This is a genomic window from Brucella sp. NBRC 113783 (assembly GCF_040372265.1).
Lineage (GTDB): Bacteria > Pseudomonadota > Alphaproteobacteria > Rhizobiales > Rhizobiaceae > Brucella > Brucella teleogrylli.
The window spans coordinates 1-25,183 of sequence record NZ_BAABRX010000013.1; the positions used below are offsets into that span (position 1 = coordinate 1).

Consider the following 25,183-nt stretch of genomic DNA (forward strand, 5'->3'; position numbering starts at 1 on the left):
AATCTTGGCCGCCCCACCTACTCGTCAGCCAACAGCCTGTCAACCGCTTTCACCAGAACTCAAGGACGAAGCAACCTGCCGCTAGCAGCGTCGCCGCCCTCGTTGTGGCGCTATATAGGCCCCGCACTCACAAACTGTCAACACAGCTTTCGATAAAAATGCGATTTTCTTTTCCACAGGGATAAGGAACGAAATTTACTCCTTATTAAGCTGCATGGACACCCGATTCTGTAAAGCGCGGACAGCGTCGTTCATGGTGCCATAGTAAGGAAGAGCGTCTCGAATACGCCAGCGACAGCCCACTTCACCGGGCCAGAGCCAGAACGACGGGATATTTCATCTTGTTTTGTTCAGTGATGGCCGGAACGGTACTCGCGTGTTTCCGTAGCGGGCAATTCATTATACCGTGGTTTGTATCCCGCCGATGCGCTTTCTTCGTGCTCTTTTCCAGGGGATCGAAGACAAGCCCGTAGATGCAGAAAACGCCATGCCCAAAAGCGCCTCTCCGCTCGAATCCTTTCAGTCCCGGACGTTCCGCTCGCTGTGGTCTGCCACGCTGGTATCGAATCTGGGGGGACTTATCGAAGGCGTCGCCGCCGGTTGGTTGATGACCAGTCTGACCACATCTCATGGGATGGTGGCACTGGTCCAGGCATCGATGACGCTGCCGGTGATGATTTTCTCGCTCGCCGCCGGGGCGTTGGCTGACAATTACGACCGCCGACGCATCATGCTTATCGCGCAGATGATGATGCTATGCTTTTCGGCGATGCTGGCGCTACTCTCTTATAGTAATGCACTGACACCATGGCTGTTGCTCAGCCTCACCTTTCTGATCGGATGCGGCGGCGCGCTCTATAATCCTTCCTGGCAAGCTTCGATGGGCGACATTGTTCCCCGTGAACATCTGCCGGGCGCAGTGGCGCTCAACAGCATGAGCTATAATCTCATGCGCAGTATCGGCCCGGCCATTGGCGGCATCATTGTCGCGACGGCGGGTGCGGCCTTTGCCTTTCTCTTTAACGTGTTTTGCTATTTCGCCCTGATCTTCGCGCTTTTCCGCTGGAAGAAAGTGACACCGCGCAACCCGCTGCCGCGCGAATCCTTCGGCAGCGCCATGTCAGCGGGCTTTCGTTATGTGACCATGTCGCCCAATCTTTTGAAGGTCATGGTGCGTTCATTCGCTTTCGGCTTCAGCGCCGTGGTGATTCTGGCGCTCCTGCCACTCGTTGCGCGCGATCAGGTGCAGGGCACCGCCATTACCTATGGCATTATGCTGGGCTTTTTCGGTTTCGGCGCGATCTGCGGCGCGCTACTGATCGGGCGGGTGCGCGATATTCTCAGCAATGAATGGGTGATCCGCGGCGCATTCTTCGCGCTCGCTGTCAGCTGTTTCTTCCTCGCCATGAGCAACCGGGTGTGGTTGAGCTGCCTTCTGTTGATGCCAGCTGGCATGGCTTGGGTGCAGGCTTTCTCACTGTTCAATGTGACTGTGCAGCTTTCGACCCCGCGCTGGGTCGTCGGTCGTGCGTTGTCATTATACCAGACGGCAACCTTCGGCGGCATGGCCTTGGGTAGCTGGGTCTGGGGGCAACTGGCCGACCTGCACAGCGTATCGGGTGCGCTGTTCATCGCGAGCGCCGTGCTGATTGTCGGCGGGCTGCTCGGCTTCATCTTGCGCCAGCCCAATTTCGAATCGCTGAACCTTGATCCGACGAACGCCTTCAGCGAGCCGCAACTGCAGCTCGACCTGCGCGCCCGCAGCGGCCCTATCATGGTGATGGTCGATTATTCCATCGACCAGAAAGACGTGCCGGAATTTCTCGCCACAATGGCGCTGCGGCGGCGCACCAGAATTCGCGACGGAGCTAAGCAATGGGTGTTATTGCGTGATCTCGAAAACCCGAGCGTCTGGACGGAAAGCTATCATGTGCCGACCTGGATCGAATATATCCGCCACAGCCAGCGGCTGACCCATGCCGATGCCGAGATTGCAAAACATCTTGATGAGTTGCATCGTGGCGACAGCCCTCCCCGCATCCATCACATGATCGAACGCCAAACCGTTCCTACCCATGACGATATACCTTTAAAGCCATATCTGGATGCGACATGAAAAAAGCCGCCCAACTGGGCGACTTTTTTAAGCAGTAGGTGTTGGAAGCGATTATTCGCCCCAAGGGCCGTGGAAATCGCCATCCTTGTCGATGCGCTTGAAGCCATGCGAACCGAAGAAATCGCGCTGGCCCTGAATGAGATTCGCCGTACCAAGCGACTGCGTATAGCTGTCGAAATAGTTGAGCGCTGATGCAAGTGCGGGAACCGGCAAACCAGCAATCGCAGCCTTGGAAACGATGTTCCGCAGGCCCTTCGACGCCTTCTGCATGCGCTCCACGAAAGCCGGAGCCAGCAGAAGGTTGCGGCTTTCATTGCCCTCGAATGCCTGGGCGATATCGTCCAGCAGTTCCGAACGGATGATGCAACCGGCGCGCCAGATACGAGCTGTGGTGGCCAGCGGAATGTTCCAGCCATGCTCCTTCGACGCGGCTTCCATCACGGCAAAGCCCTGTGCATAGGCAGCGATCTTGCCAGCAAGCAATGCCTGCTCCAGATCGGCAAGGAACTTGGTGTGATCCGCGACGTCGAGCGTGCGCGGCGCAGGCTTGTAGATGTTCGCGGCTTCCTCACGCTCGCTTTTCAAAGACGAAAGCGAACGCGCGGCGACCGCAGCTTCAATCGCCGTTGCCGGAACGCCCATCATTTGCGCTTCAATGGCGGCCCAGCGTCCGGTGCCCTTCTGTCCGGCTTCGTCGAGGATCATATCGACCATCGCCTTGCCGCTTTCCGGATCGGTGGTTTTCAAAACCTTGGCGGTGATCTCGATCAGATAGGAATCGAGCGGACCTGAATTCCATTTTTCGAACACATCGCCAATGGCCGGAGCCGAAAGGCGGAGACCGTCGCGCAGGATGCCGTAGATTTCGGCGATCATCTGCATGTCGGCATATTCAATGCCGTTGTGGATCGTCTTGACGAAATGGCCCGCACCGTCAGGACCGACCAGCGCGCAGCATGGTTCGCCCTTATATTTCGCGGCGGCGGCGAGAAGGATCGGCGCGATGCGCTCATAAGCTTCCGGCGTTCCACCCACCATCATCGACGGGCCATGGCGTGCGCCTTCCGCGCCGCCGGAAACGCCCATGCCAACAAAGGTCGGATCATTCGGGCCAAGAGCCTTGAGGCGGCGGACCGTATCGCGATAATCGGAATTGCCCGCATCGATCATGATATCGCCCTTCTCGAGAAGAGCTTTCAGCCGAGTCGTTTCGGCATCGACAGGCGCGCCCGCCTTGATGAGGAAGATGAACGGACGCGGCTTGCGCGTGTTTTCCGCCAATTCTTCGAAAGTGGCGCAGGGGATGATCTTGTCGCGTAGCGGACCGGCTTTATCGAGGAAAGCTTTCAGCACCGGCTCGTCACGATCATAGACAGCCACCGTGTAGCCTTTCTCGGCTATGTTCAGCGCCAGGTTGGAACCCATCACGCCAAGACCGACCATTCCGATATCTGCTTTTTCCATTTTAGGCCCTTCAGAAATGCAACCAGCTGGCCTGTCGCGTGGCATTGGGAGGCATGCACTGCAAACAGGCTGGAACCCGGCATATTTGGTTGTCGCACTATTCCGACGACAACGGCTGATAATCTGTATCGTATTCCTGGATGATCTAGGGCAAATGACACAAAGTTGATAGACCCCGGCATCGGAAAAATCCGCGTGCACTGCCGGTTGCCAACAGCGCCACGCTGCTGCAACAGTGCGTGGAAACGGGAATTGCGGGCAGATTGCCCCGTCGGCTGCTGCGAATGGGCGTGATGAGAATCAAACTGGGTATCGGTTCCAAACTTCTTCTGTCGAGCCTTGTCAGCCTGATCGGCCTGCTGGTCATGGCGGCGGTGACGGTGCATGCGCTGCGCGAACAGATGATCGATGACCGTGTCACCATGGTTCGCAACCTGACCGAAATCGGCCGCAAGATCATTCAGGAAGAATATGATCGTTTCCAAAGCGGCGAGATCAGCGAAGCTGCCGCCAAGGAAAATGCCGTCGAAACGCTGCGCAAGCTGCGTTATGCCAATGACGAATATTTCTTCATCGACGATTTCGACGGCAATTCCGTGCTTTTGCCGATCCGGCCCGATCTTGAAGGCACCGACGCTTCCGCCTTGGTCGATTCCGAAGGCCGCCATTACGTGCAGATGCAGATCGACACCGCCAAGTCCGGCGGCGGCGTGGTGCGTTATGAATTCACCAAGCCCAACACGAATGTGAGCGGCGAGAAAATGGCCTATGTCATGCCGTTCGAGCCGTGGCGGTGGTTTATCGCGACGGGCATTTATCTGGAAGATGTGGACAGTGAAACCAAGGCCGTGCTGCTGCGCGCAGGCGGGATTCTCGCCACCATCGCCGTTGTCACCACGGCGCTTCTGATTCTCCTGTCGCGCAGCATCACGCGACCGCTCGGGCGACTGACAGCGGTAATCGGGCAACTGACCCGCCGCAAATACGATCTGACCGTCAAGGATCAGGATCGCCGCGACGAGATTGGCGATATTGCGCGCGCCGTGGAGATTTTCAAGAAAACCGGCCAGGAATTCGAGGTTTTGCAGGCGAAGATGCGCGAGCAGGAAGCGAAAGCGCAGGCCGAACGCGAAGCGGCCCTTGCCTTCGAGCGCGACAGCGCCCTGCGGCTCGAACAGACGGCGAGGCTGATTTCGATGGGCGAAATGGCTGTCAGCCTTGCCCATGAGCTGAACCAGCCGCTGGCTGCGGTCAGCAATTATTGCATGGGATCGGTGCGGCGGCTGGAAGCAGGCACCGACGACCGCGCAGCGTTGCTCGACGCCATGAAGAAAGCGTCACGGCAGGCAAGCCGCGCATCTGGCATCGTGGCGCGCATCCGCGATTTTCTGCGCCGCAGCGAGCCGACCCCGCAGCCGCAAATATTGCGGGAGATTGTCGAGGAGACCGCATCCATCGCCGAGATTGAATCGCGCAGGCGCGGTTTCAAGATCAAGGTCGATATAGCGAAAGACCTGCCGACCGTACTGGCCGACCGCGTTATGATCGAACAGGTTGTGTTCAATCTGTTGCGAAACGCCACCGAGGCCACGTCAGCCGTGCCAGCGCCACGGCGCGATATCGTCGTTTCGGCCAGAATCAGTCCTGACGGGCAGGAGGTGGAAACAGCTGTGCTGGATTTCGGAGGAGGCATTGCTGAAGACGAGATGGCCAAGATATTCGACCCGTTCTACACGACCAAGGCCGAAGGCATGGGCGTGGGGCTCAATATCTGTCGCTCGATCATGGAGTTCCACCGGGGCAGGCTTTGGGCGGAGCCAAATCCGGACGGCGGGACAGCTTTTCATTTCACGCTGCCTGTCAGCGGCACGCTTGGGGAAAAAGCCGTATGAGCGAAGCGGTCTATGTCATCGATGACGACGAGGCTTTTCGGGATTCGCTCGTCTGGCTGCTGGAATCGAGCCAGTACACCGTCCGCGCTTTCGATTCGGCGGAAGCTTTTCTGGATGCCGCATCCCCGGACATGTCCGGCTGTGTGATAGCCGATGTGCGCATGTCGGGCATAACCGGTCTTGAACTGCACCGGCGCCTGCGAACGCTTGGCGTCGATCTGCCGACAATCATCGTCACCGGTCATGGTGACGTGCCGATGGCCGTCACGGCCTTCCGCGACGGTGTGGTGGATTTCATCGAAAAGCCTCTCGACGACAAGTATGTACTGGAGCGGATCGAATTCTGTCTCGCCAAGGCGCGGGAGAACGCAAGGTTGCGCCAGCAGGCGGATGATTTTGCCCGCCGCTATGAAAGCCTGACGCAACGCGAAAAAGAAGTGCTGGAATATATCGTGGCGGGAAAGCTCAACAAGCAGATCGCCGATCTGATGGATATCAGCATCAAGACGGTTGAAGTGCATCGCAGCCGCGTGATGGAAAAGATGCAGGTGACGAATGTGGCGGAGCTGGTGCGCCAGAAACTGTCCTTCAGCGAAGGCGCAAAAAAGAAGCCGGCATAAGCCGGCTCCCTTTGTTTTGCAGAACAGGATCAGTCGTCGAGCTGCTGGCCACTTCTGTCGGTCGTGCAGGCGACCGCGACCAGCGAAATAACGCCGCAAGCCGCGATGAACACAGCAATCGGCAGATAGCTGCCATTATATTTGGCAAGCAGAGCCGTTGCGATCAGCGGCAGCGGACCACCGACAATAGCTGCACCCACCTGATAGCCGAGCGACACGCCGGTATAGCGGACATCTGCCGGGAAGCTTTCGGCGAAGAACGTGCCGAGAACCGAACCATAGGTCGACCAGATGATGGCAAAACCGATCACGACGGCAAGCGTCGCCACGACCCACGAACCCTGATTGAGCAGCCAGAAATAAGGCACCGTATAGATGACCATGGCGACAGTGCCGAGCAGGAAGACCTTCTTGCGACCGATGCGGTCGGACAGGCTGCCAAAGTAGAGCATGACCGGAACAGCGATCAATGCGGCGATCAGCACCGAGTTGAGAGCATGGACGCGCTCGAAACCCAGTCCCACGAGATAGGACACGGTGAAGGTTGCGAACAGGAAGAAGGTCGAGGTTTCGATGAACTTCGCGCCGATGACGATCAGAACCGCGCGCCAATGCTTGGTCAGTGTTTCGACCAACGGCACTTTCTTGGCGGTGTTGGCCGCAGCCACGCGCTTGAAGGACGGGGTTTCATCAACCGTGTTGCGGATCCACATACCGATGGCGACCAGCACGATGGACAGCACGAACGGAATGCGCCAGCCATAGGACAGGAACGCTTCTTCCGAAAAGCCGAGCGCAAGGCCGGACGTCACCAGATTGCCGAGCGCCAGACCGAACAATGCGCCCGTCTGCGGCACAGCGCCATAGAAGCCGCGCCTGTTACGCGGGGAATATTCCACCGCCAGAAGCACGCCGCCGCCCCATTCGCCGCCGAGCGCGAGTCCCTGCAACAGACGCAGCAGCGTCAGGATGATCGGTGCCCAGACGCCGATGGTGGCATAGGTCGGCATCAGGCCGATCAACACCGTTGAAATGCCCATGATGGACAGAGTGATGACGAGCGTTTTCTTGCGTCCGATACGATCGCCGATATGGCTGAACACGATGCCGCCGATGGGGCGGATTAGGAAAGCCAGCGCGAAAGAGGCAAGCGCCAGAAGCTGGCTGGTCACCGGATCATCGGACGGAAAGAACAGCTTTCCGAACACGATGGCCGACATGGTGCCATAAAGGAAGTAATCATACCATTCGATGGTGCTGCCTACCGCGCTGCCAATCAGCGCGCGACGGCGATCGCCATCGGTAATCAAAGTGTCTTTTTCTACGCGTGCAGAAGCCGCGCCCTCCAAGACGGTCATAGCATTTCCTCCTGAGTGGGCCGCTTATGCGGCCTTGTTTTTGAGAATGTCGAGCGCGACATCGATGATCATGTCTTCCTGGCCGCCGACCATGCGGCGCTTGCCAAGTTCGATGAGGATTTCGCGCGTATCGACGCCATAGAGTTTCGAGGCGTTTTCCGCATGACGCAGGAAGCTCGAATAGACGCCCGCATAGCCAAGCGAGAGGCTTTCACGATCCACCCGCACCGGACGGTCCTGCAACGGACGCACCAGATCGTCGGCGGCATCCATCAGGCCATAGAGGTCACAGCCCGTATCGATGCCCTTGCGGTTGAGAACCGCTATCAGACCTTCAAGCGGCGCATTACCGGCCCCTGCCCCCATGCCTGCGAGCGACGCATCGACGCGAACAGCGCCTGCTTCGATACCGGCAACGGCATTGGCAACGCCAAGCGTCAGATTGTGGTGGGTGTGAACGCCGATTTCGGTTTCAGGTTGCAGCGCATCACGCAGCGCCTTGACGCGAAGCGTATATTGCTCAGGCAATAGCGCGCCTGCCGAATCGGTAACATAGACGCATTCCGCGCCATAGCTTTCCATCAGCTTCGCCTGTTCGACCAGCTTTTCCGGTTCGGCCATATGCGACATCATCAGAAAGCCGATCGTGTCCATGCCCAGTTCACGCGCAGCCTCGATATGCTGGCGTGATACATCGGCCTCGGTGCAATGGGTCGCAACGCGAACCGAACGCGCGCCGGCGTTATACGCTTCCTTCAGGTCATGCACCGTGCCGATGCCCGGAATGAGCAGCACGGTGACACGGGCATGATCGCAGGCCTCGGCAACCGCGCCGATCCATTCGACATCGTCATGCAGGCCAAAGCCGTAATTGAAGGTCGAACCGGCAAGGCCGTCGCCATGGGTGATTTCAATCGCGTCCACCTTGGCGGCATCCAGCGCCTTCGCAATCGCGACGACATCCTTCAGCGTGTATTGATGGCGGATCGAATGCATGCCGTCGCGCAGCGTGACATCCTGAACATAGAGCTTATCGGGATTGGAGCGGGCCATTATGCAGCCTCCTTGGCAAGCGCTTTTGCTGCCCAATGATCAGCGGTGACCAATGCAGCGGATGTCATGATGTCGAGATTGCCGGCATAGGCGGGCAGATAATGCGCAGCGCCTTCGACCTCGAGCAGGATGGTCGTCTTGAGACCCGATACGAGCCCGATGCCCGGTACGCGAACCGGCGCATTGTCGCCGATCACTTCGAACTGAACCTTCTGCTTGAGGCGATAGCCCGGCACATAGGCTTGTACCGTCTTGACCATTTCGGCAATCGAAGCCTCGATGGCTTCGCGGCTGCCACCCTGCGACAGAACAAACACCGTATCGCGCATGATGAGCGGCGGTTCTGCCGGGTTGAGAATGATCAGCGCCTTGCCGCGTTCAGCGCCGCCCAGTTCACGGATTGCCTTCGACGTGGTTTCGGTGAACTCATCGATATTCGCGCGGGTGCCGGGACCAGCCGAACGCGACGAGATCGAAGCGACGATTTCGCCATAGACCACGCGGTCGGTGGCGCGCTTGACGGCATAGACCATCGGGATCGTCGCCTGACCGCCGCATGTGACCATGTTGACGTTCGGCTCGTCGATATTGGCGTCGCCATTGATGGCGGGAATGGTGAAGGGGCCGATGGCGGCAGGCGTCAGGTCGATGACCTTCTTGCCGTCCTTCTGCAAGAGCGCGTCATTATGGAGATGCGCCTTGGCCGAAGTTGCATCGAACACGATATCGATATCGCGATATTCGGGCATACGCATCAGGCCGTCGATGCCGTCATGGGTCACCGGCACGCCGAGCCGTGCGGCGCGTGCCAGACCATCCGAATTCGGATCGATGCCGACCATTGCGCCCATCTCGATATTCTTCGATGTGCGCATCACCTTGATCATCAAATCCGTGCCAATATTGCCGGAACCGATGATCGCGCATTTCTTCTTGGACATAGTGGGTCCTTTCTGATCTTCCTCAGGTCGCCGCACCAGACGCCAAATGGGGAGGCTTGACCGGCGCGAATACGCGCACTGCACGCCTTGAAGCGGTGGTGTGGTGAGTCAGCTTGAAAGGACGCTGGATGGGTGGGTCGTGGCAGAACGGGTGCCAGAACCTGGCCCATCAGTTCGCACGTATCGCTCCTCCGGCAAATCCTCCCCATTTGCTTGACAGGGGGATAATAGGACGGAGGATGCGGTCTAGATATTGGGGTTAACCCCTACCGATTTTCGACTTGTGTATTAGCCGAATGACGGTTGCGCCACATGGCTGCGGCTTTCTGGTGGAACGCATCATAGCTGTTATTATCAGCGGCGGATACCGTCATCATGGCCATGGCTGCCGTTGCGATGACTATGCTTTCGGCGCGCTCGTCGGTGGCGGTGCCACTCCAAACACCGTGCCAATATTCAAAAGAGCTGAGGCTGGAATGCTTGTCGCTGCTGGCTTTCGAAAGCGTCGGCAGCTGCAAGGCGCTGGAATGCCCCTGCACGTGGCGATATATGGTGTGTTTGCGGTGCGGGACCAGTTCCGCCACATCGCGGCTGGTCGAGACGACCGAAACCGACTGCATGTCGAGCAGCACGGCAGCATCGCGATGCAACTCGCGATAAGCGGGTTGCGACACGCCGAGAAATGACGATTTCAGCCCCAACGGGTTCAGGAGGTGGACAAGACTGTTCACCGGCGAACGGGACTCGAATAGCGGATAAAGCGCCAGCAGCGCCTGCACCTGCGGCGCAAAACCCGCCATCGGCATGAAGCATATGCCATGCGCTCTGAGCGCACTTTCCGCCAGTTCATGCGATGTGGCAATCGGCATGTTGATCGCTTCCGCCGCAATCTCCAGTTTGCCGGACAGTTCGCCGACACCGCAACTGCCATGCATCAGCACCGGGTAACCGGCGCGCGCGACGAGCAGTGCAGACAGCATGAACCATGGCGACTGCGAAGAATTGGGAGACAGGTAGGCGGGCCAATCCAGCGCAGGCGTGTTGATATTCGTTCCCGCCGCATAAAACCGCGCGGATGCGCACGCCATGCCTGCAAGCTCCGGCGCGGTCAGCCCGCGATAATGGATCAGGCGCAACAGCGCGCTGATCTGCATCGGGTCCGCTTCGCCCGCGAAAATGGTCGTGAAGGCATCTTCCGCCTCATGCAGTTCCAGCGGACGGGTGTGCCCCACCTTGCGGCCAACGACGGCAATATATTTGGCCAGCCGCCGCGTCGGGTCGTTCTCGCTCTGGATATCGGCGAACTGCGCGGCGGTATATTCCGCCGACGGGTGGTTCTCCAGATCCGTCACCTTGCGGATGGTCAGTGGCGGCGGCGTAACGATAGCGCTGCGGTTCCATCCATGATGTCCGGTGCAGGCTGACACATGCGCGTTTTCTGCATCGGGCTTCATCAAGGCATCGGCTTCATTCGCCAAACGCCGCAAGCGACCGCGCAATGCTTCCGCCTTTGGCGTCGCGATCATGGCGCGACCGGAGCGGACAAAGATTGGATCGTCAAAATGGTCGCGGATCTGCCCCAGCAGACGGCTCATCGCCGGAATGCTCAAGCCCATCTGCTTGGCCGCGCCACCGACACTGCCTTCCACAAGAAGTGCATCAAGCGCAATCAGCAGCCGCAACTGCCCCAGACGAGGATTGGCGCCATCGCTTTCGGCCTTTTCCGCCGGTTTTGCGCTCTTCGCCCGCTTATCCGCCATTTCCGATGCCTGCCTCGTCAGTTGCGTTTTTTGAAACTTGGAAAGTTTCTAAAACATGATGATTGACGTCATCTTATAGCCATACATAAGGAGAGTAGAAAACTCAACTTTAGACGGTGGTGAAAATGACCAGCTTGTTTTGGGGCTTGTGTGCCAGTGGCGCGCAAGGCAGGCAGATTACCAGAGGAAAGCTTGCTTCCAGAGCGATCCTTGCAGGGACGTGTCTTTCAACCGCCCTTTTGTTAAGCGAAACGGGCGCCTTCGCGCAAGCAGCAAATAGTGCGACCAGCGCCACCGCTGAAGAAACCGAAGCCCAGAAGAAAAAGGCTGCGGAAGGCGAACAGGCTGCTGACACTGCATCCGATGGCACGGTCAAGCTGAACCAGATCGTGGTGACGGCGACGGGCTTTGAGCAGAACATCACCGATGCGCCTGCCAGCATCACCGTCGTGCCGGGCGAAGAGCTTGAAAAAGGCGCTTATCGCGACCTGACCGACGCCTTGAAAGACGTGCAGGGTGTGGCCGTGACCGGCCCTGCCGCCGAACGCGATATTTTTATTCGCGGCCTCCCCGGCTCCTATACGCTGCTGCTCGTGGACGGCAAGCGCCAGAGCACCCGCGATGCCCGCACCAACGGCAATTCCGGTTTCGAACAGAGCTTCCTTCCGCCTGCTAACGCCATTGAGCGTATCGAAGTCATTCGCGGTCCAATGTCTTCGCTCTATGGCTCGGATGCGATGGGCGGTGTCATCAACGTCATCACCAAGAAAGTGTCGGACAAGTGGAGCGGCTCGTTCACGGTGGACGGCGTTGCTCAGCAGCATTCCAAATACGGCAATTCCCTTCAGGGTTCCTATTATATCACGGGACCGCTGGTGCCGGACCTTATCGGCGTGCAGCTTTGGGGACGCGGCCTGAAGCGTCAGGAAGACAAGATCGTCAGCGGCTCGCCCGAGCAGCAGGATGTCGACATCACGGGTCGCATCACCTGGACCCCGAACAAAGACCACGATATCCAGCTTGAACTGGGCAAGACGCGCCTGCGCCGCGACAGCACCGTTGGCAACACGACGGAAAAAACCGCGTCGGCTGTCGATTCCTACAATTACAACGACCGCGACCATTGGTCGATCAGCCATACCGGCCGCTGGGGCCCGACCACGTCGGAATTCTCCTTCATGCAGGAATGGTCCGAGCGGACCAACTTCAACTGGAACAACGCATCGAAGAGCTATGTCGAGAACCTTCGCTCTCCGCATGTGAAGAACTCGGTGCTCGACGGCAAATTCACCACGCCGTTCGAACTGTACGGCAATCACACGCTCGTCACCGGCGGCCAGTTCATGGACACGGTTCTCACCGACCAGAATCCGGGACGCCGCACCGGACTGGACGAAGAATTCAGCGTACGCCAATGGGCGCTGTTCGCCGAAGACGAATGGTGGCTGACGCCCGACTTCTCGCTGACCGGCGGTCTGCGCATGGACGATCACGAGGTCTATGGTTCGCATTTGAGTCCCCGCGGCTATGCGGTATGGCACGCGACCGATCAGATCACCTTCAAGGGCGGTATTTCGACCGGCTTCAAGGCCCCCGATATCCGCACCATCGCACCGGGTTATGCTTATACGACGGGCGGCGGCGGCTGCTCCTACGGCCCGACCGGCACCTGCGGCGTCATCATCGGCGACCCAAATCTGGAACCGGAAAAGAGCACCAGCTACGAAGCCAGCGTGTTGTGGGACAACCAGACCGGCCTTCGTCTGGGCGCCACCTACTTCTACACGGACTTCAAGGACAAGATTTCCAACGCGCTTGTCACCGACAGCAACGGCGATCCCGTCCGCTGGAGCGAAGATCCGAACTACCGTCTCTGGTATGCCTTCAATATCGATGAAGCTGTCATGCAGGGCGTGGAGCTGACCTTCAACTGGGAAGCAACCGACACGATCACCCTTCGCGGCAACTACACCTATACGGATTCCGAACAAAAGACCGGCACCTATGCGGGCCTTCCGCTGGCCCGCACGCCGAAGCATATGGCGAGCCTGCGCGGCGACTGGATCACCCCCGTCGAGGGGCTGAAGGCATGGGCCGCCGCCAATTATCATGGCGAGGAAACCAATGCCGGCGCGCGTATCGGAACAGCAGGTACGCCGGTCTATGCAGCGGACGGAAAGACCGTTCTGGCGCGCAAGTACAAGCCCTACGCGACGGTCGATCTCGGCGGTTCCTATGACTTCAGCGAGAACGTGACGTTCAACGCAGCCATCTACAACATCTTCGACAAGCAAATCGATGTCGATGAGTTCAACACGGTTGTCGATGGTCGTCGCCTTTGGGTCAGCATGACGTCGCGCTTCTGATCTGACGCAGTGTGACGCCAGCCAAACGAAAGGCTGGCGTCATTTTTTCGATTGAATGGATGCTCAATGAGCGCTCTGAAGAACATAAAGAAGACCTTGTCGCTAATGGTCGGCAGCATGATTTTTGCCTCCACGGTTCAGGCAGCAGAACAGGTGCGCGCTTCCTTCGACATGGAAGCCAACGGCATTTCCTATCGCATTTTCACCGCAGCGCCCGCTGAAGCCGCTCCCGAAGGCGGCTATCCCGTCATTTATATGGTCGACGGCAATCGCATGCTGCCGCTTGCCGCTGCTGAAATGGCGAAGAACGATGACCTCAAGGCCGTTCTGGTGGGTATTGGTTATCCGACCGACGATGCTGATGAAATCGTGCGGCTGCGCTATTTCGATCTGACGTCGGCGACCAGTGAACAGTTGACGCCCGATCCGGCCAACCAGCCAAAGACCGGCGGTCGCGATGCGTTCTTTGCTTTCATCGAAGTACGGGTGAAGCCCGAAATCGAAAAGCGGTTCTCCATCGACAAAAGCAGGCAGGCGCTGTTCGGCCATTCCCTGGGCGGGCTTTTCACGCTCTATGCGCTGTTCAATCACACGAATTCCTTCCAGACCTACAGCGCTGCCGACCCTTCGATCTGGTGGGATAATCATTCGATCCTGTCGGACAAGGATCGTTTCATCGCCTCGTTCAAATCGGCTCCCCACCCTTTGCGTCTGCTGATGGAAACCTCCGGCAAGCGCGGTTCCCGCCCCGGTCAATCGCCTGCGGATATCCAGCGCATGCGCAAGCTGCGCGGCGGGCCATCGGGCACGGATGTGTACAAGGAACTGGAACCGCTGCCGCAGCTGGAAACGGCTTTTCACCGTTTCGCCAACGAGGGGCATGGTTCGATGATCCCGCTGACAGTGGCGGACAGCCTGAACTTCATTCTGCTCGGCAGGAAGCCCGAACACACAGACAATTGAGCGTTTTTTGTCCGTCGGGCTTTGACCTGCGGAAAACTGGACTATAAAGCACAGGATTGACGAAAGGATTGTGCACCATGCTGAATTTCGGCCAACATGTCGCCCGCCTCTGTGGCGCAGCCGTCGTGGCGCTTTCTCTGGCCTCCGCCGCCAGCGCCGCAGACATCACCATCAAGCATGCGCAGGGTGAAACGGCAGTGCCTGCTTCGCCAGCCAAGGTCATCGTGCTCGATCTGGCGACGCTCGACAATCTCGACCGCCTCGGCGTCAAGGTTTCCGGCGTGCCAACGCTGGTCACCGCCCCGGACTTCCTCAAGAAGTACCAGTCCGACGATTATCCGAAAGTCGGCACGCTGTTCGAGCCGGATTATGAAGCCATTAATGCCGCCGAGCCGGATCTCATCATTGTGGGCGGTCGTTCGGCAGCCAAATATCCGGAACTTGCAAAGATCGCGCCCACCATCGATCTGACGGTCTCCTCGAAGGACCTCATCGGCGGCACAGAAGCCAATGTTGAAAAGCTTGGCGAGATTTTCGGCAAGGAAGCGGAAGCCAAGGCAGAAATCGCAAAGCTCAACGCCGATGTTGCCGCGCTGAAGCAGAAAGCCGCAGACAAGGGCACGGGTCTTCTGATCCTCACCACCGGCGGCAAGATGAGCGCCTATGGTCCCGGTTCGCGCTTTGGCATGCTGCATGACGCCTATGGCGTGACGCCTGCCGCCAAAGACCTGACCACCAAGGGCAATCACGGCCAGCCGATCAGCCAGGAATTCATTCTGAAGACCAATCCTGACTGGCTGTTCGTGATCGACCGCGACGCCGCCATCGGTCGCGAGGGCAATTCCGCCAAGCAGATTCTCGACAATGATCTCGTTCGCCAGACCACGGCGGCGAAGAAAGACCAGATCGTCTATCTGAAGTCGCAGAACTGGTATCTCGTCGGTGGCGGTCTCAATGGCCTGCACGGCACTATCGATCAATTGTCGGAAGTCTTCGACAAGGCAAAGTAAAAGTCAGGCACTTTCTGACCCAGTCACCCGGGCTGTCCGCCATGCCGGACAGCCCGATGCATGACAAGGCAAGAGAACAGGATAAAGCGTGAAGGGACTAGCTGCAGCTATAGTTGTTGTCGCCGTGCTGGCTGTCATCAGCCTGTTTATCGGGGTCGGCGACGTCTCACTGCATGCGCTTTTCTATTCCCGTGAAAGCGTGGATGGCAGCCCCGGCAGCGCGCTTGAACTGCTGCTTGTCAGCCGCATTCCGCGCACCATCGCCATTGTGCTGGCGGGTATGTCGATGGCCGTTGCCGGCATGATCATGCAGATGCTGACCCGCAACCGTTTCGTCGAGCCCTCGACGGCGGGAACGGTCGAATCCGCCAGTCTCGGCATTCTTCTGGTTATTCTCTTTGCGCCGGAAGCGCCCGTCTTCGTCAAGATGCTGGTTGCCTCCGTCACCGCAGTGGCGGGAACGGCGCTGTTTCTGCGTATCCTGCGCAGCATCCCGCTTCGCTCCGTGCTGGTCGTGCCGCTGGTCGGCATCATGCTCGGCGGCGTTGTCAGCGCCATCACGACCTTCATCGCCTACCGCTTCGATCTGTTGCAATCGCTGAATTCGTGGACGACCGGCGACTTTTCCGGCGTGCTGCGCGGACGCTACGAATTGCTGTGGATCGCCTTCGCGCTCACCGTCGTCGCCTATATCGCCGCCGACCGGTTTACCGTCGCGGGGCTGGGCGAGGATTTCACCACCAATCTCGGTCTCAATTATCGCCGTGTGGTGACGCTCGGCCTCATCATCGTATCGATGGTCAGCGCGTCGGTCGTCGTCACCGTCGGCATGATCCCGTTTCTTGGCCTGATCGTGCCCAATGTCGTCAGCATGTTCGTCGGCGACAATATGCGCCGCGCCTTGCCATGGATCGCCGTTCTCGGCGCGGGTTTGGTGCTCGCCTGCGATATTGCCGGGCGTCTGATCCGCTTTCCCTATGAAATTCCCATCGGCACGATGATGGGCGTCGTGGGCAGCGTCATCTTCCTTTACCTCCTGTTGCGGCGGGGTTCACGCCTTGCTTAAACGCCCCGCTATCCTCATTCCGCTTCTCGGCGCGATCGCGCTACTCGCCGCCATTGCCTTCATGACAATCGGCGCGAAGGGCAGCTGGTCGTTCATCCTGTCCTTCCGCGGCACCAAACTCGCCGCCATGGTGCTGGTGGCCTATTCAATCGCGGTATCGACCGTGCTGTTTCAAACCGTCACCAATAATCGCATCCTCACGCCCTCCATCATGGGCTTCGATGCGCTCTATATTCTGATCCAGACCGTTGTGGTGTTCTTCTTCGGCGCGGTGCAGGTCGACTGGATTGGACCGAACATGCGCTTTGTCACCGAAACGCTGGTGATGGTGCTGTTTGCAGGTTCACTCTATTACTGGCTGTTTTCGGGCGCGGCGCGCAGCCTGCATCTGGTGATGCTGGTCGGCATTATTTGCGGCGTGTTCTTCCGCAGCCTGTCCAATCTCATGCAGCGTATGCTCGATCCCGATCTCTTCGCGGTGTTGCAGGATCGTTTTTTTGCCAGCTTCAACACGATCAACGCCGATATTCTGACGCTCTCGGCGATCATCGTCGCCGCCGTATCGCTTTATGGCTGGCGGCTGATGCATGTCTTTGACGTACTGGCGCTTGGACGCGAGCCTGCCATCAATCTCGGTGTAGATCACCGCCGCGTGGTGCGGCTCATCCTGCTGATGGTAACGGTGCTTGTCGCGGTTTCGACCGCCCTTGTCGGACCGATCACCTTCTTCGGCCTTTTGGTGGCCAATCTCGCCTACATGCTGGCAGGCTCGGGGAAACATCGCGTCGTCCTGCCGATTGCCGTCCTGCTGGCCACCATCTGCATTGTCGGCGGCCAGACCATTCTCGAACGGGCCTTTGCCTTCAATACCGCGCTCAGCGTCATCATCGAATTCCTGGGCGGTCTCGTCTTCATTATCCTTCTTGTCAGGGGAAATGCACGTTGATCGAAATAAGCCAAGTCAGCAAATCCTATGGCGGCGCTCTTGTCGTCGATGACGTGTCCCTGCACCTGCCCGCGGGCGGCGTAACATCGATCATCGGCCCCAATGGCGCGGGCAAATCAACGCTGCTTTCCATGGTCAGCCGCCTTTTGCCGATGGACAAAGGCCGCGTGACCGTGGACGGTCTGGATGTCACCACCACCTCGGGCGATGTGCTGGCAAAGCGCCTCTCCATACTGAGGCAGGAAAACGCCATCAATTCACGACTGACCGTGCGGGATCTGGTGGCATTCGGGCGCTATCCCTATTCCAAGGGGCGACCGAACAGCGAAGACCGCAAGCATATCGAACAGGCGATCCAGTATCTTGGCCTTGAAAGCTTAAGCGATCGCTTTCTCGATGAATTGTCCGGCGGCCAGCGCCAGCGCGCCTTCGTGGCCATGGTGCTTTGTCAGGATACGGACTATGTGCTTCTCGATGAACCGCTGAACAATCTGGATATGAAGCATGCGGCATCGATGATGAAGTTGTTGCGCCGCGCTGCCGATGAGCTTGGCAAGACGGTCGTGCTGGTGTTGCACGACATCAACTTTGCCTCCTGCTATTCCGACCACATCGTCGCCATGCGCAACGGCAAGGTCGCGCATCAGGGCACGCCGGACGAACTGATCCATCCGGAAATTCTAAGCGACATTTACGACATGGATATCTCGGTTGAGATTATCGGCGGCAAACGGATCGGGGTCTATTACCTGTAAATAGACTATCTATTCGCTCGATTTCATGCAAAAGCATGCGCAACCAACCATTGGCGATTATCGGTGGAGTGTCCATGCTGACGAAGAAGGGCAAATATGGTTTGAAAGCACTGGCGCATCTTGCCTTGCTTGAACCCGGCGAAAGCGCGTTCGTCGCCGAGATTGCTTCCAAGAACAATATCTCCAAGAAATTTCTCGACGCCATTCTTCTGGAACTGCGCAATGACGGCATATTGCGTTCCAAGAAGGGCCCCGGCGGCGGCTACAGCCTTTCCAAACCAGCAACCGAGGTCACGATTGGTCAGGTTGTCCGCGTTCTCGACGGCCCGCTCGCACCGATCCGCTGCGCAAGCCGCATGGCCTATCAGCCATGCGAAGACTGTGAAGACCACCGCGCCTGTCAGGTGCGCCGTTCGATGCTGCTCGTGCGCGAAGCCATTGCTGGCGTTCTCGACACGATGACACTGGAACAATTCGCGCGTAACGGTGGCCTCGAAGATGACAGCACAGCGCCAGAATGGGCCAGGTTAAGCGCCTGACAACAGGTCTAGCAGCCGGTAGCCGCCATTGTGATAGACAAGCGGCTCGCCGCCGCCCGCTACGATTTTCAAAACACGACCGATAATGATGGCATGGGTGTGCCGCTCGATGACGTCTTCCACGGCACAATCGACTGCGGCCAGTGCGCCCGTCAGCGCCAGCGCGCCGCTTTCCAGCGTGTACCATTCGGCGCCGGCATAGCGCGCAACACCCTTGATACCGTCCTTACCGGCAAACCGATCCGCAACCGTTTGTTGGGCCGCCGACAGCACATTGACGCAGAAATGATTGTGGCGGTTGATGGCGGGCCAGACCGACGAACCGCGATTGATGTTGACGATGATCGTTGGCGGATCGACCGAAAGCGCGGTCGCCGAGGTGACAGTCGCGCCAGTGCGCCCGTCGCCGAAGCCTGCGGTGACAACGCTGACGCCGCCAGCGAGCTGCCGCATTGCAGCCTTAAGCTCATCGGGTGAAACAGCGATATCCGCCGTATCTTCCACCAATCTCAACGCTTTTTCGCCCATGCTTGTCACCATCGTTTATTGCCGTCATCGCCTCTCCGGTCGACCGGATCAAACGTAACGGAATGGTGTCACGCTACGCACTGGCGTTCAAAGGTGCTGACTGCCTTCTCATCGCAAATAGAGAAAGCATTTTCTATTTTCTATAAAACGAATGGAATTAATCCGCTCGCAGCGCCGTCAGCGCTGCGTTCTTTTTATGTGATGTTCGGCCAGATAGACGCGGTCGTCCTGCGTTGAAAACAACACGGAAAAGACAATGCCGATAGCAGCCCCGAGCAATGTGTCGAGAACCCGTTCCGACACCATATCGGCCCCATTCAGACCCGGCGCAGCGATATAGGTCATCAGCAGCGCCATCGGCGTCACGAGGATTTGCCCCAGCGCATAATTGGAACCGATAATCACTTCGGTTGCAAATTGCAGGAGCCCCAGTATCGCGATCAGCGTCCAAATGGACGGTGCTTGCGTCAGGATCATCCACGCGACGACCGCACCCAAAAGGGTGCCCACCATGCGCTGCAAGGCACGGTTCATATTGATATGCAGATGCGCGCCCTGCATTACGGCAACAGCGCCCATTGCCGCCCAGGCAGGGTGCGCGACGTCCATCGCATAGGCGGCAAACGCCGCTACACCCGCGCCAAAAGCGACGCGCACCGCAGCGATCAGCCGGTGACGAATTGGTCGCAACGCTTCCGAAGGGAAAGGCTTTTCTGGGCTTGCCTGATGGCGGAAATACTCCGTCAGCACACAGACCAGAAAGGCCAGTATCGCGACCAGCGCAGTGGCGGCGGTGCGTTCCGCCGTCTGATGTACCGTAACCGACTGGCTCATCGACGCCCCGGCGGCAAAAATGAAGATCAACGCTCCGGGAGGGCCGAATTTTCCGGTGGTGGTCACAAAACAGAACACGCCACACAGAACGGCGAGAAGCATAAGCTGTACAGCCAGCGGCGCACCCGCTGCGGCGACAAGCGACATGCTGAGCACGGCCAGCGTCTGGCAGATGGCGCACAGAAGCACAACGCGGTTGCGGCGTGCCTGTGGTGCGAAGCGCCCAAACAGGGCGACCAGAGCGCCAAGCGAAGCAAAGCCGATCAGATGCGACCAGGGCGAAAGATAGACCAGCGGCAAAGCGATGACCGCCGTGGCCGCTGACTGAAGGCCAGCGAGCGACGAATTGCGAATGGAAGGCTGCCGCGAAAGCGCGACGCTTTCCCGAAACTGTTGCGGCTTCAAAAGCTGGCGCGCGGCATCCAGCCTGCGGGCCGATGTCATCGTAGACGTTTCGGTACTCATTCTCCGGTTTCCTGTGAGCGTCTCAGCGGCTTGGCCGCGAGGCGCTGCTCGATAGAGTCAAAATGGTCAAGCATGGTGGCCAGATCCGCATCGGAAATGTCCGCCAGCATATCTTCCTCGCCTTTGGCCAGTTCGCGCCGGATTTCGGCCACGCGCTGCTCACCTTTGGGCGTAAGGAAGATCAACCGCGCGCGGTTGTCGTTTTCATCGACCCGGCGCTCGACCAGTTCCTGACGGGACAGAATATCCAGAAGCCGCACAAGGCTTGATCCGTCGATCCCGACCAGAGCGGCGAGTTCCTTCTGCGTCACGCCGCCGCCGGTGGTCTGAAGATGGATCAACGGAACCCAGGTGGCATCGGAAAGCCCCGCTTCAGCAAGGCGCGTATCAAGCGCGCGCCGCCAGCGTCGGGCAAGCAACGAGAAGCGAATCCCGAATTGGGACCGAGGAGAAGACGAACTGGATTGCATAGGGACAATAAAGCACGAATTAATTTGCTTTGCAATTCAAATTAATTCAGGTGAAACGAATTTCACTCCGGCAGGGTGCCCATAGCAAACAGATTTCCCGGATCGAAATTTCCGGATAGCGCTTTCAGAACGAGCTGCTTATCATCAAGCAATACTTCATCCGAAGGCGCGAAAAATCTGACCGACTGATTGCAATCCCAAAACATCCCCGCACGAAGGAAACAAAGACAGCAACCATGGCAGCGCTTGTGTCGTCGGAAAATGGAATGGGGCAGAAGGCGGCGCGCTTTCTTGGCCTGATACTGGTCGCCGTCCTCGGCTATAGTTTCTGGCTCAACGAAAGCTGGCTGACGCTCTGCGCCGGACTTGCAATCTTCCTGTTCGGGATGCAGTGCCTTGAAGACGGCTTGCGCAATCTGGCAGGCAGCGCACTGGAGCGCATGCTGGCGCGCGGCACCTCGACCTCGTGGAAAAGTCTGCTGGTCGGGCTGGTCGGCGCGACGGTGATGCAATCGAGCACGCTCGTTTCGCTGATGACCATCGCCTTCATCACCACCGGCCTGATTTCACTGGCCGCGGGCATATCCATCATCTTCGGCGCAAATCTTGGTTCCGCAACCGGCATATGGTTGCTGTCGCTGGCCGGGCAGAATTTCAGCCTGTCGTCGCTGGCGCTGCCGCTGATGGTGTTCGGCGTGTTGGCGAGTTTCTTCGGACCGAAGATCAAGGCTATCGGGCGCATTCTGCTCGGCATCGCCTTCATCTTTCTTGGCATTGACGGCATCAAGCAGGGCTTTTCCGTTGTCACCGAGAATTTCGATCTCGCGCAATACAGGATCGATGGCTGGCTTGGTCAGGTCATTTTCGCTGGCATCGGCCTTGTGTTGACCCTGCTGCTGCAATCAACCCATGCGACCCTGATGCTGACGCTGACAGCACTTGGTCTCGGGCAGGTCGATCTCTGGCAATCGGCGGCGATTGCCATCGGGGCCAATGTCGGCAGCAGTGTCACCACCGGCATTGCCGGTGCGCTCGGTGGCAACCGCAGCGGCCAAAGGCTGGCGCTGGCGCATGTGATTTTCAATGTCGTCACCGCGTGCATTTCACTTGTCCTGATGTGGGTGCTTGTTCGCCTTGCCGTGTGGCTGTCGGAGGCAATGGGCGTCGGCGACAACCAGCTCATCCAGCTTGCGATCTTCAACAGCGAATTCAACATTCTAGGCGTGTTGATCTTCTGGCCCGCACTGGTTCCCTTCACGCGGTTTCTCGAACGTATGCTGCCCGACAGGCCGGAACCGCGCGTTCTCATCCCGGCGGGCACACCGGACCTGCCGGACAATGCGCTGCGCGCCCGTTATCTCGACAAGACGGCGCTCAGCTCGCCGGAAACGGCGGCTCTGGCGCTGGTGCATGAATTGCAGCATCTCGGGCGCTTGAGCGTGGAGGTGATCTGCCACGCGCTTTATCTGCCGATCAGCGAGATCAACCGTGCCAAGCATGACGACGCCGTTATGCGCGCCGCGCCCGATGCCGATTATGTGGATGCCGACCTGCTCTACCGGCTCTACATCAAAGGCGTCTATGGTGACATATTGAGTTTCATCGGCAAGGTCGATCCGGGGAACGACAAGGACCAGCAGAATTTCTGGATGACCGCCCAGATCATCGCGCTGCAAATGGCGGAAATCGTCAAGGATGCCAAGCATCTCCAGAAGAATCTCGGCTTCTATCTCCGGCAGACCAATTCACCCGTGCGCGACGCCTATGTCGAGCTGCGCGAACATCTGGTCAATGTGCTGCATGAAGTGCGCGTTTTGAGCCGCGCCGACGCAGCAAGCGACAATTGGGATATCCACCAGCAGACTTTTACCGAGAAGGTCAAAGACTTCGAGCGGGATTTCGGCGCGAAGCTTTTCGAAGCGAACAGGCAGGAAAAAGTCAGCGGCTTGCAGCTGAGCTCGCTTCTCAACGATCTCGGCTATGCAAGGCGCATTGCAAACGGGCTGAATACGTTGCTGACCATCCGCAAGCGGTCGCTCAACGACCCGCTGCACAACCTCTCCGACCTGTTCGATGAGGATACGCCGCTGGTTCGGATATAGAGCATTTCCAGCAAAAGTGCGTAGCGGTTTTGCGTAGGATAATGCGTAAAAACAAATAGATAGAGCGGTTCCCCGATTCCATTTTAACCGGAACCGCTCTAACGAAACGCCGTTTATCAGGCGGCGCGAATATCCAGCCCGCCATTTTCGACGATGAAATCGATCACCGCCTGCACACCCTCGCCGCGATGCAGATCGGTAAAGCCGAACGGACGCTTGCCGCGCATGCGTGCCGCGTCACCTTCCATCACCTCCAGATCGACGCGGACATAGGGTGCAAGGTCGCTCTTGTTGATGACCAGAAAATCTGAACGCGTGATGCCCGGCCCACCCTTGCGCGGAATTTCCTCACCCTGACAGACGGAAATGACATAAAGCGTCAGATCGGCCAGATCGGGAGAGAAGGTCGCCGCCAGATTATCGCCGCCGGATTCGATGAACACGATATCCAGATCAGGGAAGCGCCGGTTCATTTCGGCGATAGCCTGCAGGTTGATCGACGCATCCTCACGAATTGCCGTATGAGGACAACCGCCGGTTTCCACGCCCATGATACGGTCCTCGGACAGCGCCTGGTGGCGCGCCAGAATATAGGCATCTTCCTGCGTGTAGATATCGTTGGTGATGACGGCGACCGAATATGTGTCGCGCAGCGCCTTGCAGAGCTTTTCGGTCAGCGTCGTCTTGCCGGAGCCAACCGGCCCACCGATACCAATTCTGAGCGGTCCGTTTTTCTGTGTCATGAGCGAAAAAGCCTCGAATGCTGTGTTTCGTGTTTCATGGCCATAATGTCGGCGATAAATGTCGCCGAGCCAAGGCCGTCCAGACCAGACTGTCCTGCGCGCATGGCGGTTTCCGCCAGCGTGGTTTCCAGCGCCGCCATGGTAGTGGTCACGCCGCTTTGTCCTGTTACCGACAGGCGGATAGATGCCTGCAACAGATTGATGCAGAAGGCTTGCAAGAAGGCTGCCAGCGTCGAGCCGAGCGGAACACCATGCGCGGCGGCCACGGCCCCGACGGCCACCGGATAGGCGCAATCGACCGGCAGTTGATCGAAGACTGGAGACGGCCAGCTGCGCGCCGCCGACAGGAAGGCACCGCCTTGCAGCGTGGTTTCCATATGCCGTTCCCGCGAACCGGCCAGCGCCTCCGCCAGATCGGCCACTTCCCGCAAATCCTCACCCGCCATCGCTCGCCGCCAGCTTTCAGCGCATAAGACCGCATCATTCCAGCCGGAACCGCGTGTGACGAGCCAGCGCAGCCAGTCCTTCAATGCGTCCGCATCGGTGACGAAGCCATCATGCACCGCCTGCTCCAGCCCGTGGCTATAGCTGAACGAGCCAACCGGAAACACCGGCGACAGCCACGCCATCAGCCGCAGGAGGGCGGTGTTGGGGTCAGTCGTGATGGTGGTGGTGATGGTCATGCTCGTGGCCGTGATCGTGACCATGTGCGTGGTCATGTCCGTGACTATGCCCGCCGTGGTCATGATGCGAATGGCCACCTGAATAAGCGCCGCGCAACGGGCTGAAAATCGCCACCACATCGGTCACGGTTGCGCCCAGACCTTCCAGCATCGCCTTGATCACATGGTCACGCAGAATGAAGATGCGGTCCGCCTCAATCTGCGCCGCCAGATGCCGGTTGCCGATATGCCATGCAAGCTCAGCGATATGCAACTGGTCGCGACCGTGGATTTCGTAAAGCTCTTCGCTGGCGGCGCGGATCTCGATCTCCCGCCCGTCGTCGAGAACAATCCGGTCGCCATGTTCCAGCACCACCGGCTCCGGAAAATCGGCAAGCACCTTCTCGCCGCTATCGAGCGTGATAGCCTTGCGGCGCAGATGGCGTTCGTCACGCTCCAGCACGGCATGCGCCGCCGGAACAGCGTCGATCACTTCATGCGCGCGGATGATGTTTGTTGCTCGAAACATG

The 25,183-nt window shown here is 58.6% G+C and carries 22 protein-coding genes; 11 read left to right on the top strand and 11 right to left on the bottom strand.

The genetic code is table 11. The annotated features are described in order from the left end of the window. Positions 1-487 precede the first annotated feature (487 nt). Positions 488-2,116, top strand: coding sequence for an MFS transporter (locus tag ABWW11_RS22990; RefSeq protein WP_109367949.1), 1,629 nt, complete (start codon positions 488-490; stop codon positions 2,114-2,116). A 51-nt stretch (positions 2,117-2,167) separates the two neighbouring features. Here the strand turns inward: ABWW11_RS22990 and gnd are convergent, their stop codons facing one another. Next, entirely contained in the window at positions 2,168-3,580 is a 1,413-nt protein-coding gene (gene gnd / locus ABWW11_RS22995; protein WP_109366990.1) for an NADP-dependent phosphogluconate dehydrogenase, read from the bottom strand. A gap of 293 nt (positions 3,581-3,873) precedes the next feature. On the opposite strand from gnd, the gene ABWW11_RS23000 reads away from it, so the two are divergent. Together ABWW11_RS23000 and ABWW11_RS23005 are read left to right on the top strand one after the other, a co-directional pair. Then, on the top strand, positions 3,874-5,472 hold the full coding sequence (locus tag ABWW11_RS23000) for a cache domain-containing protein (RefSeq protein WP_319081252.1): 1,599 nt from the start codon (positions 3,874-3,876) through the stop codon (positions 5,470-5,472). Continuing rightward, positions 5,469-6,092, top strand: a complete 624-nt coding sequence (locus ABWW11_RS23005) for a response regulator transcription factor (protein WP_109366988.1) — start codon at positions 5,469-5,471, stop codon at positions 6,090-6,092. Before ABWW11_RS23000 ends, ABWW11_RS23005 begins: the two co-directional genes overlap by 4 nt. A 29-nt stretch (positions 6,093-6,121) precedes the next feature. Here ABWW11_RS23005 and ABWW11_RS23010 read toward each other — a convergent pair whose 3' ends face one another. From ABWW11_RS23010 to ABWW11_RS23025, 4 genes are all read right to left on the bottom strand, one after another. Continuing rightward, positions 6,122-7,450, bottom strand: coding sequence for an MFS transporter (locus tag ABWW11_RS23010; RefSeq protein ID WP_109366987.1), 1,329 nt, complete (start codon positions 7,448-7,450; stop codon positions 6,122-6,124). Between the two features lie 24 nt (positions 7,451-7,474). Continuing rightward, positions 7,475-8,503, bottom strand: a complete 1,029-nt coding sequence (dmpG, locus tag ABWW11_RS23015; RefSeq protein ID WP_109366986.1) for a 4-hydroxy-2-oxovalerate aldolase — start codon at positions 8,501-8,503, stop codon at positions 7,475-7,477. Beyond that, the gene (locus ABWW11_RS23020) at positions 8,503-9,444 is read right to left on the bottom strand and encodes an acetaldehyde dehydrogenase (acetylating) (RefSeq protein ID WP_109366985.1); all 942 of its coding nucleotides are present in this window, start codon (positions 9,442-9,444) and stop codon (positions 8,503-8,505) included. The genes dmpG and ABWW11_RS23020 overlap by 1 nt, the downstream gene beginning before the upstream one ends. 266 nt (positions 9,445-9,710) lie before the next feature. Beyond that, complete coding sequence (locus tag ABWW11_RS23025; RefSeq protein ID WP_124915327.1) at positions 9,711-11,204, bottom strand: glycosyl transferase family protein; 1,494 nt, start codon at positions 11,202-11,204, stop codon at positions 9,711-9,713. A 125-nt stretch (positions 11,205-11,329) separates the two neighbouring features. Here ABWW11_RS23025 and ABWW11_RS23030 point away from each other — a divergent pair, with 125 nt between their 5' ends. The 7 genes from ABWW11_RS23030 (at position 11,330) to ABWW11_RS23060 (ending at position 18,849) form a co-directional block, all read left to right on the top strand. Further along, on the top strand, positions 11,330-13,570 hold the full coding sequence (locus tag ABWW11_RS23030; protein WP_109366983.1) for a TonB-dependent receptor domain-containing protein: 2,241 nt from the start codon (positions 11,330-11,332) through the stop codon (positions 13,568-13,570). Between the two features lie 66 nt (positions 13,571-13,636). Next, positions 13,637-14,533, top strand: a complete 897-nt coding sequence (locus tag ABWW11_RS23035; protein WP_109366982.1) for an alpha/beta hydrolase — start codon at positions 13,637-13,639, stop codon at positions 14,531-14,533. A 77-nt stretch (positions 14,534-14,610) separates the two neighbouring features. Further along, entirely contained in the window at positions 14,611-15,543 is a 933-nt protein-coding gene (locus ABWW11_RS23040) for a siderophore ABC transporter substrate-binding protein (RefSeq protein ID WP_109367948.1), read from the top strand. A gap of 88 nt (positions 15,544-15,631) precedes the next feature. Next, complete coding sequence (locus ABWW11_RS23045; protein WP_109366981.1) at positions 15,632-16,609, top strand: ABC transporter permease; 978 nt, start codon at positions 15,632-15,634, stop codon at positions 16,607-16,609. Further along, the gene (locus ABWW11_RS23050; protein ID WP_124915326.1) at positions 16,602-17,555 is read left to right on the top strand and encodes an iron chelate uptake ABC transporter family permease subunit; all 954 of its coding nucleotides are present in this window, start codon (positions 16,602-16,604) and stop codon (positions 17,553-17,555) included. The genes ABWW11_RS23045 and ABWW11_RS23050 overlap by 8 nt, the downstream gene beginning before the upstream one ends. Beyond that, positions 17,552-18,310, top strand: a complete 759-nt coding sequence (locus tag ABWW11_RS23055; protein WP_109366979.1) for an iron ABC transporter ATP-binding protein — start codon at positions 17,552-17,554, stop codon at positions 18,308-18,310. Before ABWW11_RS23050 ends, ABWW11_RS23055 begins: the two co-directional genes overlap by 4 nt. A gap of 74 nt (positions 18,311-18,384) precedes the next feature. Then, on the top strand, positions 18,385-18,849 hold the full coding sequence (locus ABWW11_RS23060; protein ID WP_109367947.1) for an Rrf2 family transcriptional regulator: 465 nt from the start codon (positions 18,385-18,387) through the stop codon (positions 18,847-18,849). Here the strand turns inward: ABWW11_RS23060 and ABWW11_RS23065 are convergent. From ABWW11_RS23065 to ABWW11_RS23075, 3 genes are all read right to left on the bottom strand, one after another. After that, positions 18,838-19,377, bottom strand: a complete 540-nt coding sequence (locus tag ABWW11_RS23065) for a flavin reductase family protein (protein ID WP_244597120.1) — start codon at positions 19,375-19,377, stop codon at positions 18,838-18,840. The two genes, ABWW11_RS23060 and ABWW11_RS23065, sit on opposite strands and share 12 nt — an antisense overlap. A gap of 177 nt (positions 19,378-19,554) precedes the next feature. After that, entirely contained in the window at positions 19,555-20,676 is a 1,122-nt protein-coding gene (locus ABWW11_RS23070; protein ID WP_109366977.1) for an FUSC family protein, read from the bottom strand. After that, positions 20,673-21,095, bottom strand: coding sequence for a MarR family winged helix-turn-helix transcriptional regulator (locus tag ABWW11_RS23075; protein WP_235859049.1), 423 nt, complete (start codon positions 21,093-21,095; stop codon positions 20,673-20,675). Before ABWW11_RS23075 ends, ABWW11_RS23070 begins: the two co-directional genes overlap by 4 nt. A gap of 287 nt (positions 21,096-21,382) precedes the next feature. Here ABWW11_RS23075 and ABWW11_RS23080 point away from each other — a divergent pair, with 287 nt between their 5' ends. After that, entirely contained in the window at positions 21,383-23,248 is a 1,866-nt protein-coding gene (locus ABWW11_RS23080) for a Na/Pi cotransporter family protein (protein WP_209446018.1), read from the top strand. A 116-nt stretch (positions 23,249-23,364) separates the two neighbouring features. Here the strand turns inward: ABWW11_RS23080 and ureG are convergent, their stop codons facing one another. From ureG to ureE, 3 genes are read right to left on the bottom strand one after another with little or no spacing between them, the layout of a single operon-like run. After that, positions 23,365-23,991: an urease accessory protein UreG gene (ureG, locus tag ABWW11_RS23085; RefSeq protein ID WP_109366974.1), complete on the bottom strand. Its 627-nt coding sequence runs from the start codon at positions 23,989-23,991 to the stop codon at positions 23,365-23,367. Then, on the bottom strand, positions 23,988-24,674 hold the full coding sequence (locus ABWW11_RS23090) for an urease accessory protein UreF (protein WP_109367946.1): 687 nt from the start codon (positions 24,672-24,674) through the stop codon (positions 23,988-23,990). Before ABWW11_RS23090 ends, ureG begins: the two co-directional genes overlap by 4 nt. Continuing rightward, positions 24,646-25,182, bottom strand: a complete 537-nt coding sequence (gene ureE / locus ABWW11_RS23095) for an urease accessory protein UreE (protein WP_109366973.1) — start codon at positions 25,180-25,182, stop codon at positions 24,646-24,648. The genes ABWW11_RS23090 and ureE overlap by 29 nt, the downstream gene beginning before the upstream one ends. Position 25,183 lies beyond the last annotated feature (1 nt).

Coding starts and splice junctions, on each gene's coding strand:
- ABWW11_RS22990 (WP_109367949.1), top strand. CDS start 488: ATGCCCAAAAGCGCCTCTCCGCTCGAATCCTTTCAGTCCCGGACGTTC.
- gnd (WP_109366990.1), bottom strand. CDS start 3,580: ATGGAAAAAGCAGATATCGGAATGGTCGGTCTTGGCGTGATGGGTTCC.
- ABWW11_RS23000 (WP_319081252.1), top strand. CDS start 3,874: ATGAGAATCAAACTGGGTATCGGTTCCAAACTTCTTCTGTCGAGCCTT.
- ABWW11_RS23005 (WP_109366988.1), top strand. CDS start 5,469: ATGAGCGAAGCGGTCTATGTCATCGATGACGACGAGGCTTTTCGGGAT.
- ABWW11_RS23010 (WP_109366987.1), bottom strand. CDS start 7,450: ATGACCGTCTTGGAGGGCGCGGCTTCTGCACGCGTAGAAAAAGACACT.
- dmpG (WP_109366986.1), bottom strand. CDS start 8,503: ATGGCCCGCTCCAATCCCGATAAGCTCTATGTTCAGGATGTCACGCTG.
- ABWW11_RS23020 (WP_109366985.1), bottom strand. CDS start 9,444: ATGTCCAAGAAGAAATGCGCGATCATCGGTTCCGGCAATATTGGCACG.
- ABWW11_RS23025 (WP_124915327.1), bottom strand. CDS start 11,204: ATGGCGGATAAGCGGGCGAAGAGCGCAAAACCGGCGGAAAAGGCCGAA.
- ABWW11_RS23030 (WP_109366983.1), top strand. CDS start 11,330: ATGACCAGCTTGTTTTGGGGCTTGTGTGCCAGTGGCGCGCAAGGCAGG.
- ABWW11_RS23035 (WP_109366982.1), top strand. CDS start 13,637: ATGAGCGCTCTGAAGAACATAAAGAAGACCTTGTCGCTAATGGTCGGC.
- ABWW11_RS23040 (WP_109367948.1), top strand. CDS start 14,611: ATGCTGAATTTCGGCCAACATGTCGCCCGCCTCTGTGGCGCAGCCGTC.
- ABWW11_RS23060 (WP_109367947.1), top strand. CDS start 18,385: ATGCTGACGAAGAAGGGCAAATATGGTTTGAAAGCACTGGCGCATCTT.
- ABWW11_RS23065 (WP_244597120.1), bottom strand. CDS start 19,377: ATGGGCGAAAAAGCGTTGAGATTGGTGGAAGATACGGCGGATATCGCT.
- ABWW11_RS23070 (WP_109366977.1), bottom strand. CDS start 20,676: ATGAGTACCGAAACGTCTACGATGACATCGGCCCGCAGGCTGGATGCC.
- ABWW11_RS23080 (WP_209446018.1), top strand. CDS start 21,383: ATGGCAGCGCTTGTGTCGTCGGAAAATGGAATGGGGCAGAAGGCGGCG.
- ureG (WP_109366974.1), bottom strand. CDS start 23,991: ATGACACAGAAAAACGGACCGCTCAGAATTGGTATCGGTGGGCCGGTT.
- ABWW11_RS23090 (WP_109367946.1), bottom strand. CDS start 24,674: ATGACCATCACCACCACCATCACGACTGACCCCAACACCGCCCTCCTG.
- ureE (WP_109366973.1), bottom strand. CDS start 25,182: ATGTTTCGAGCAACAAACATCATCCGCGCGCATGAAGTGATCGACGCT.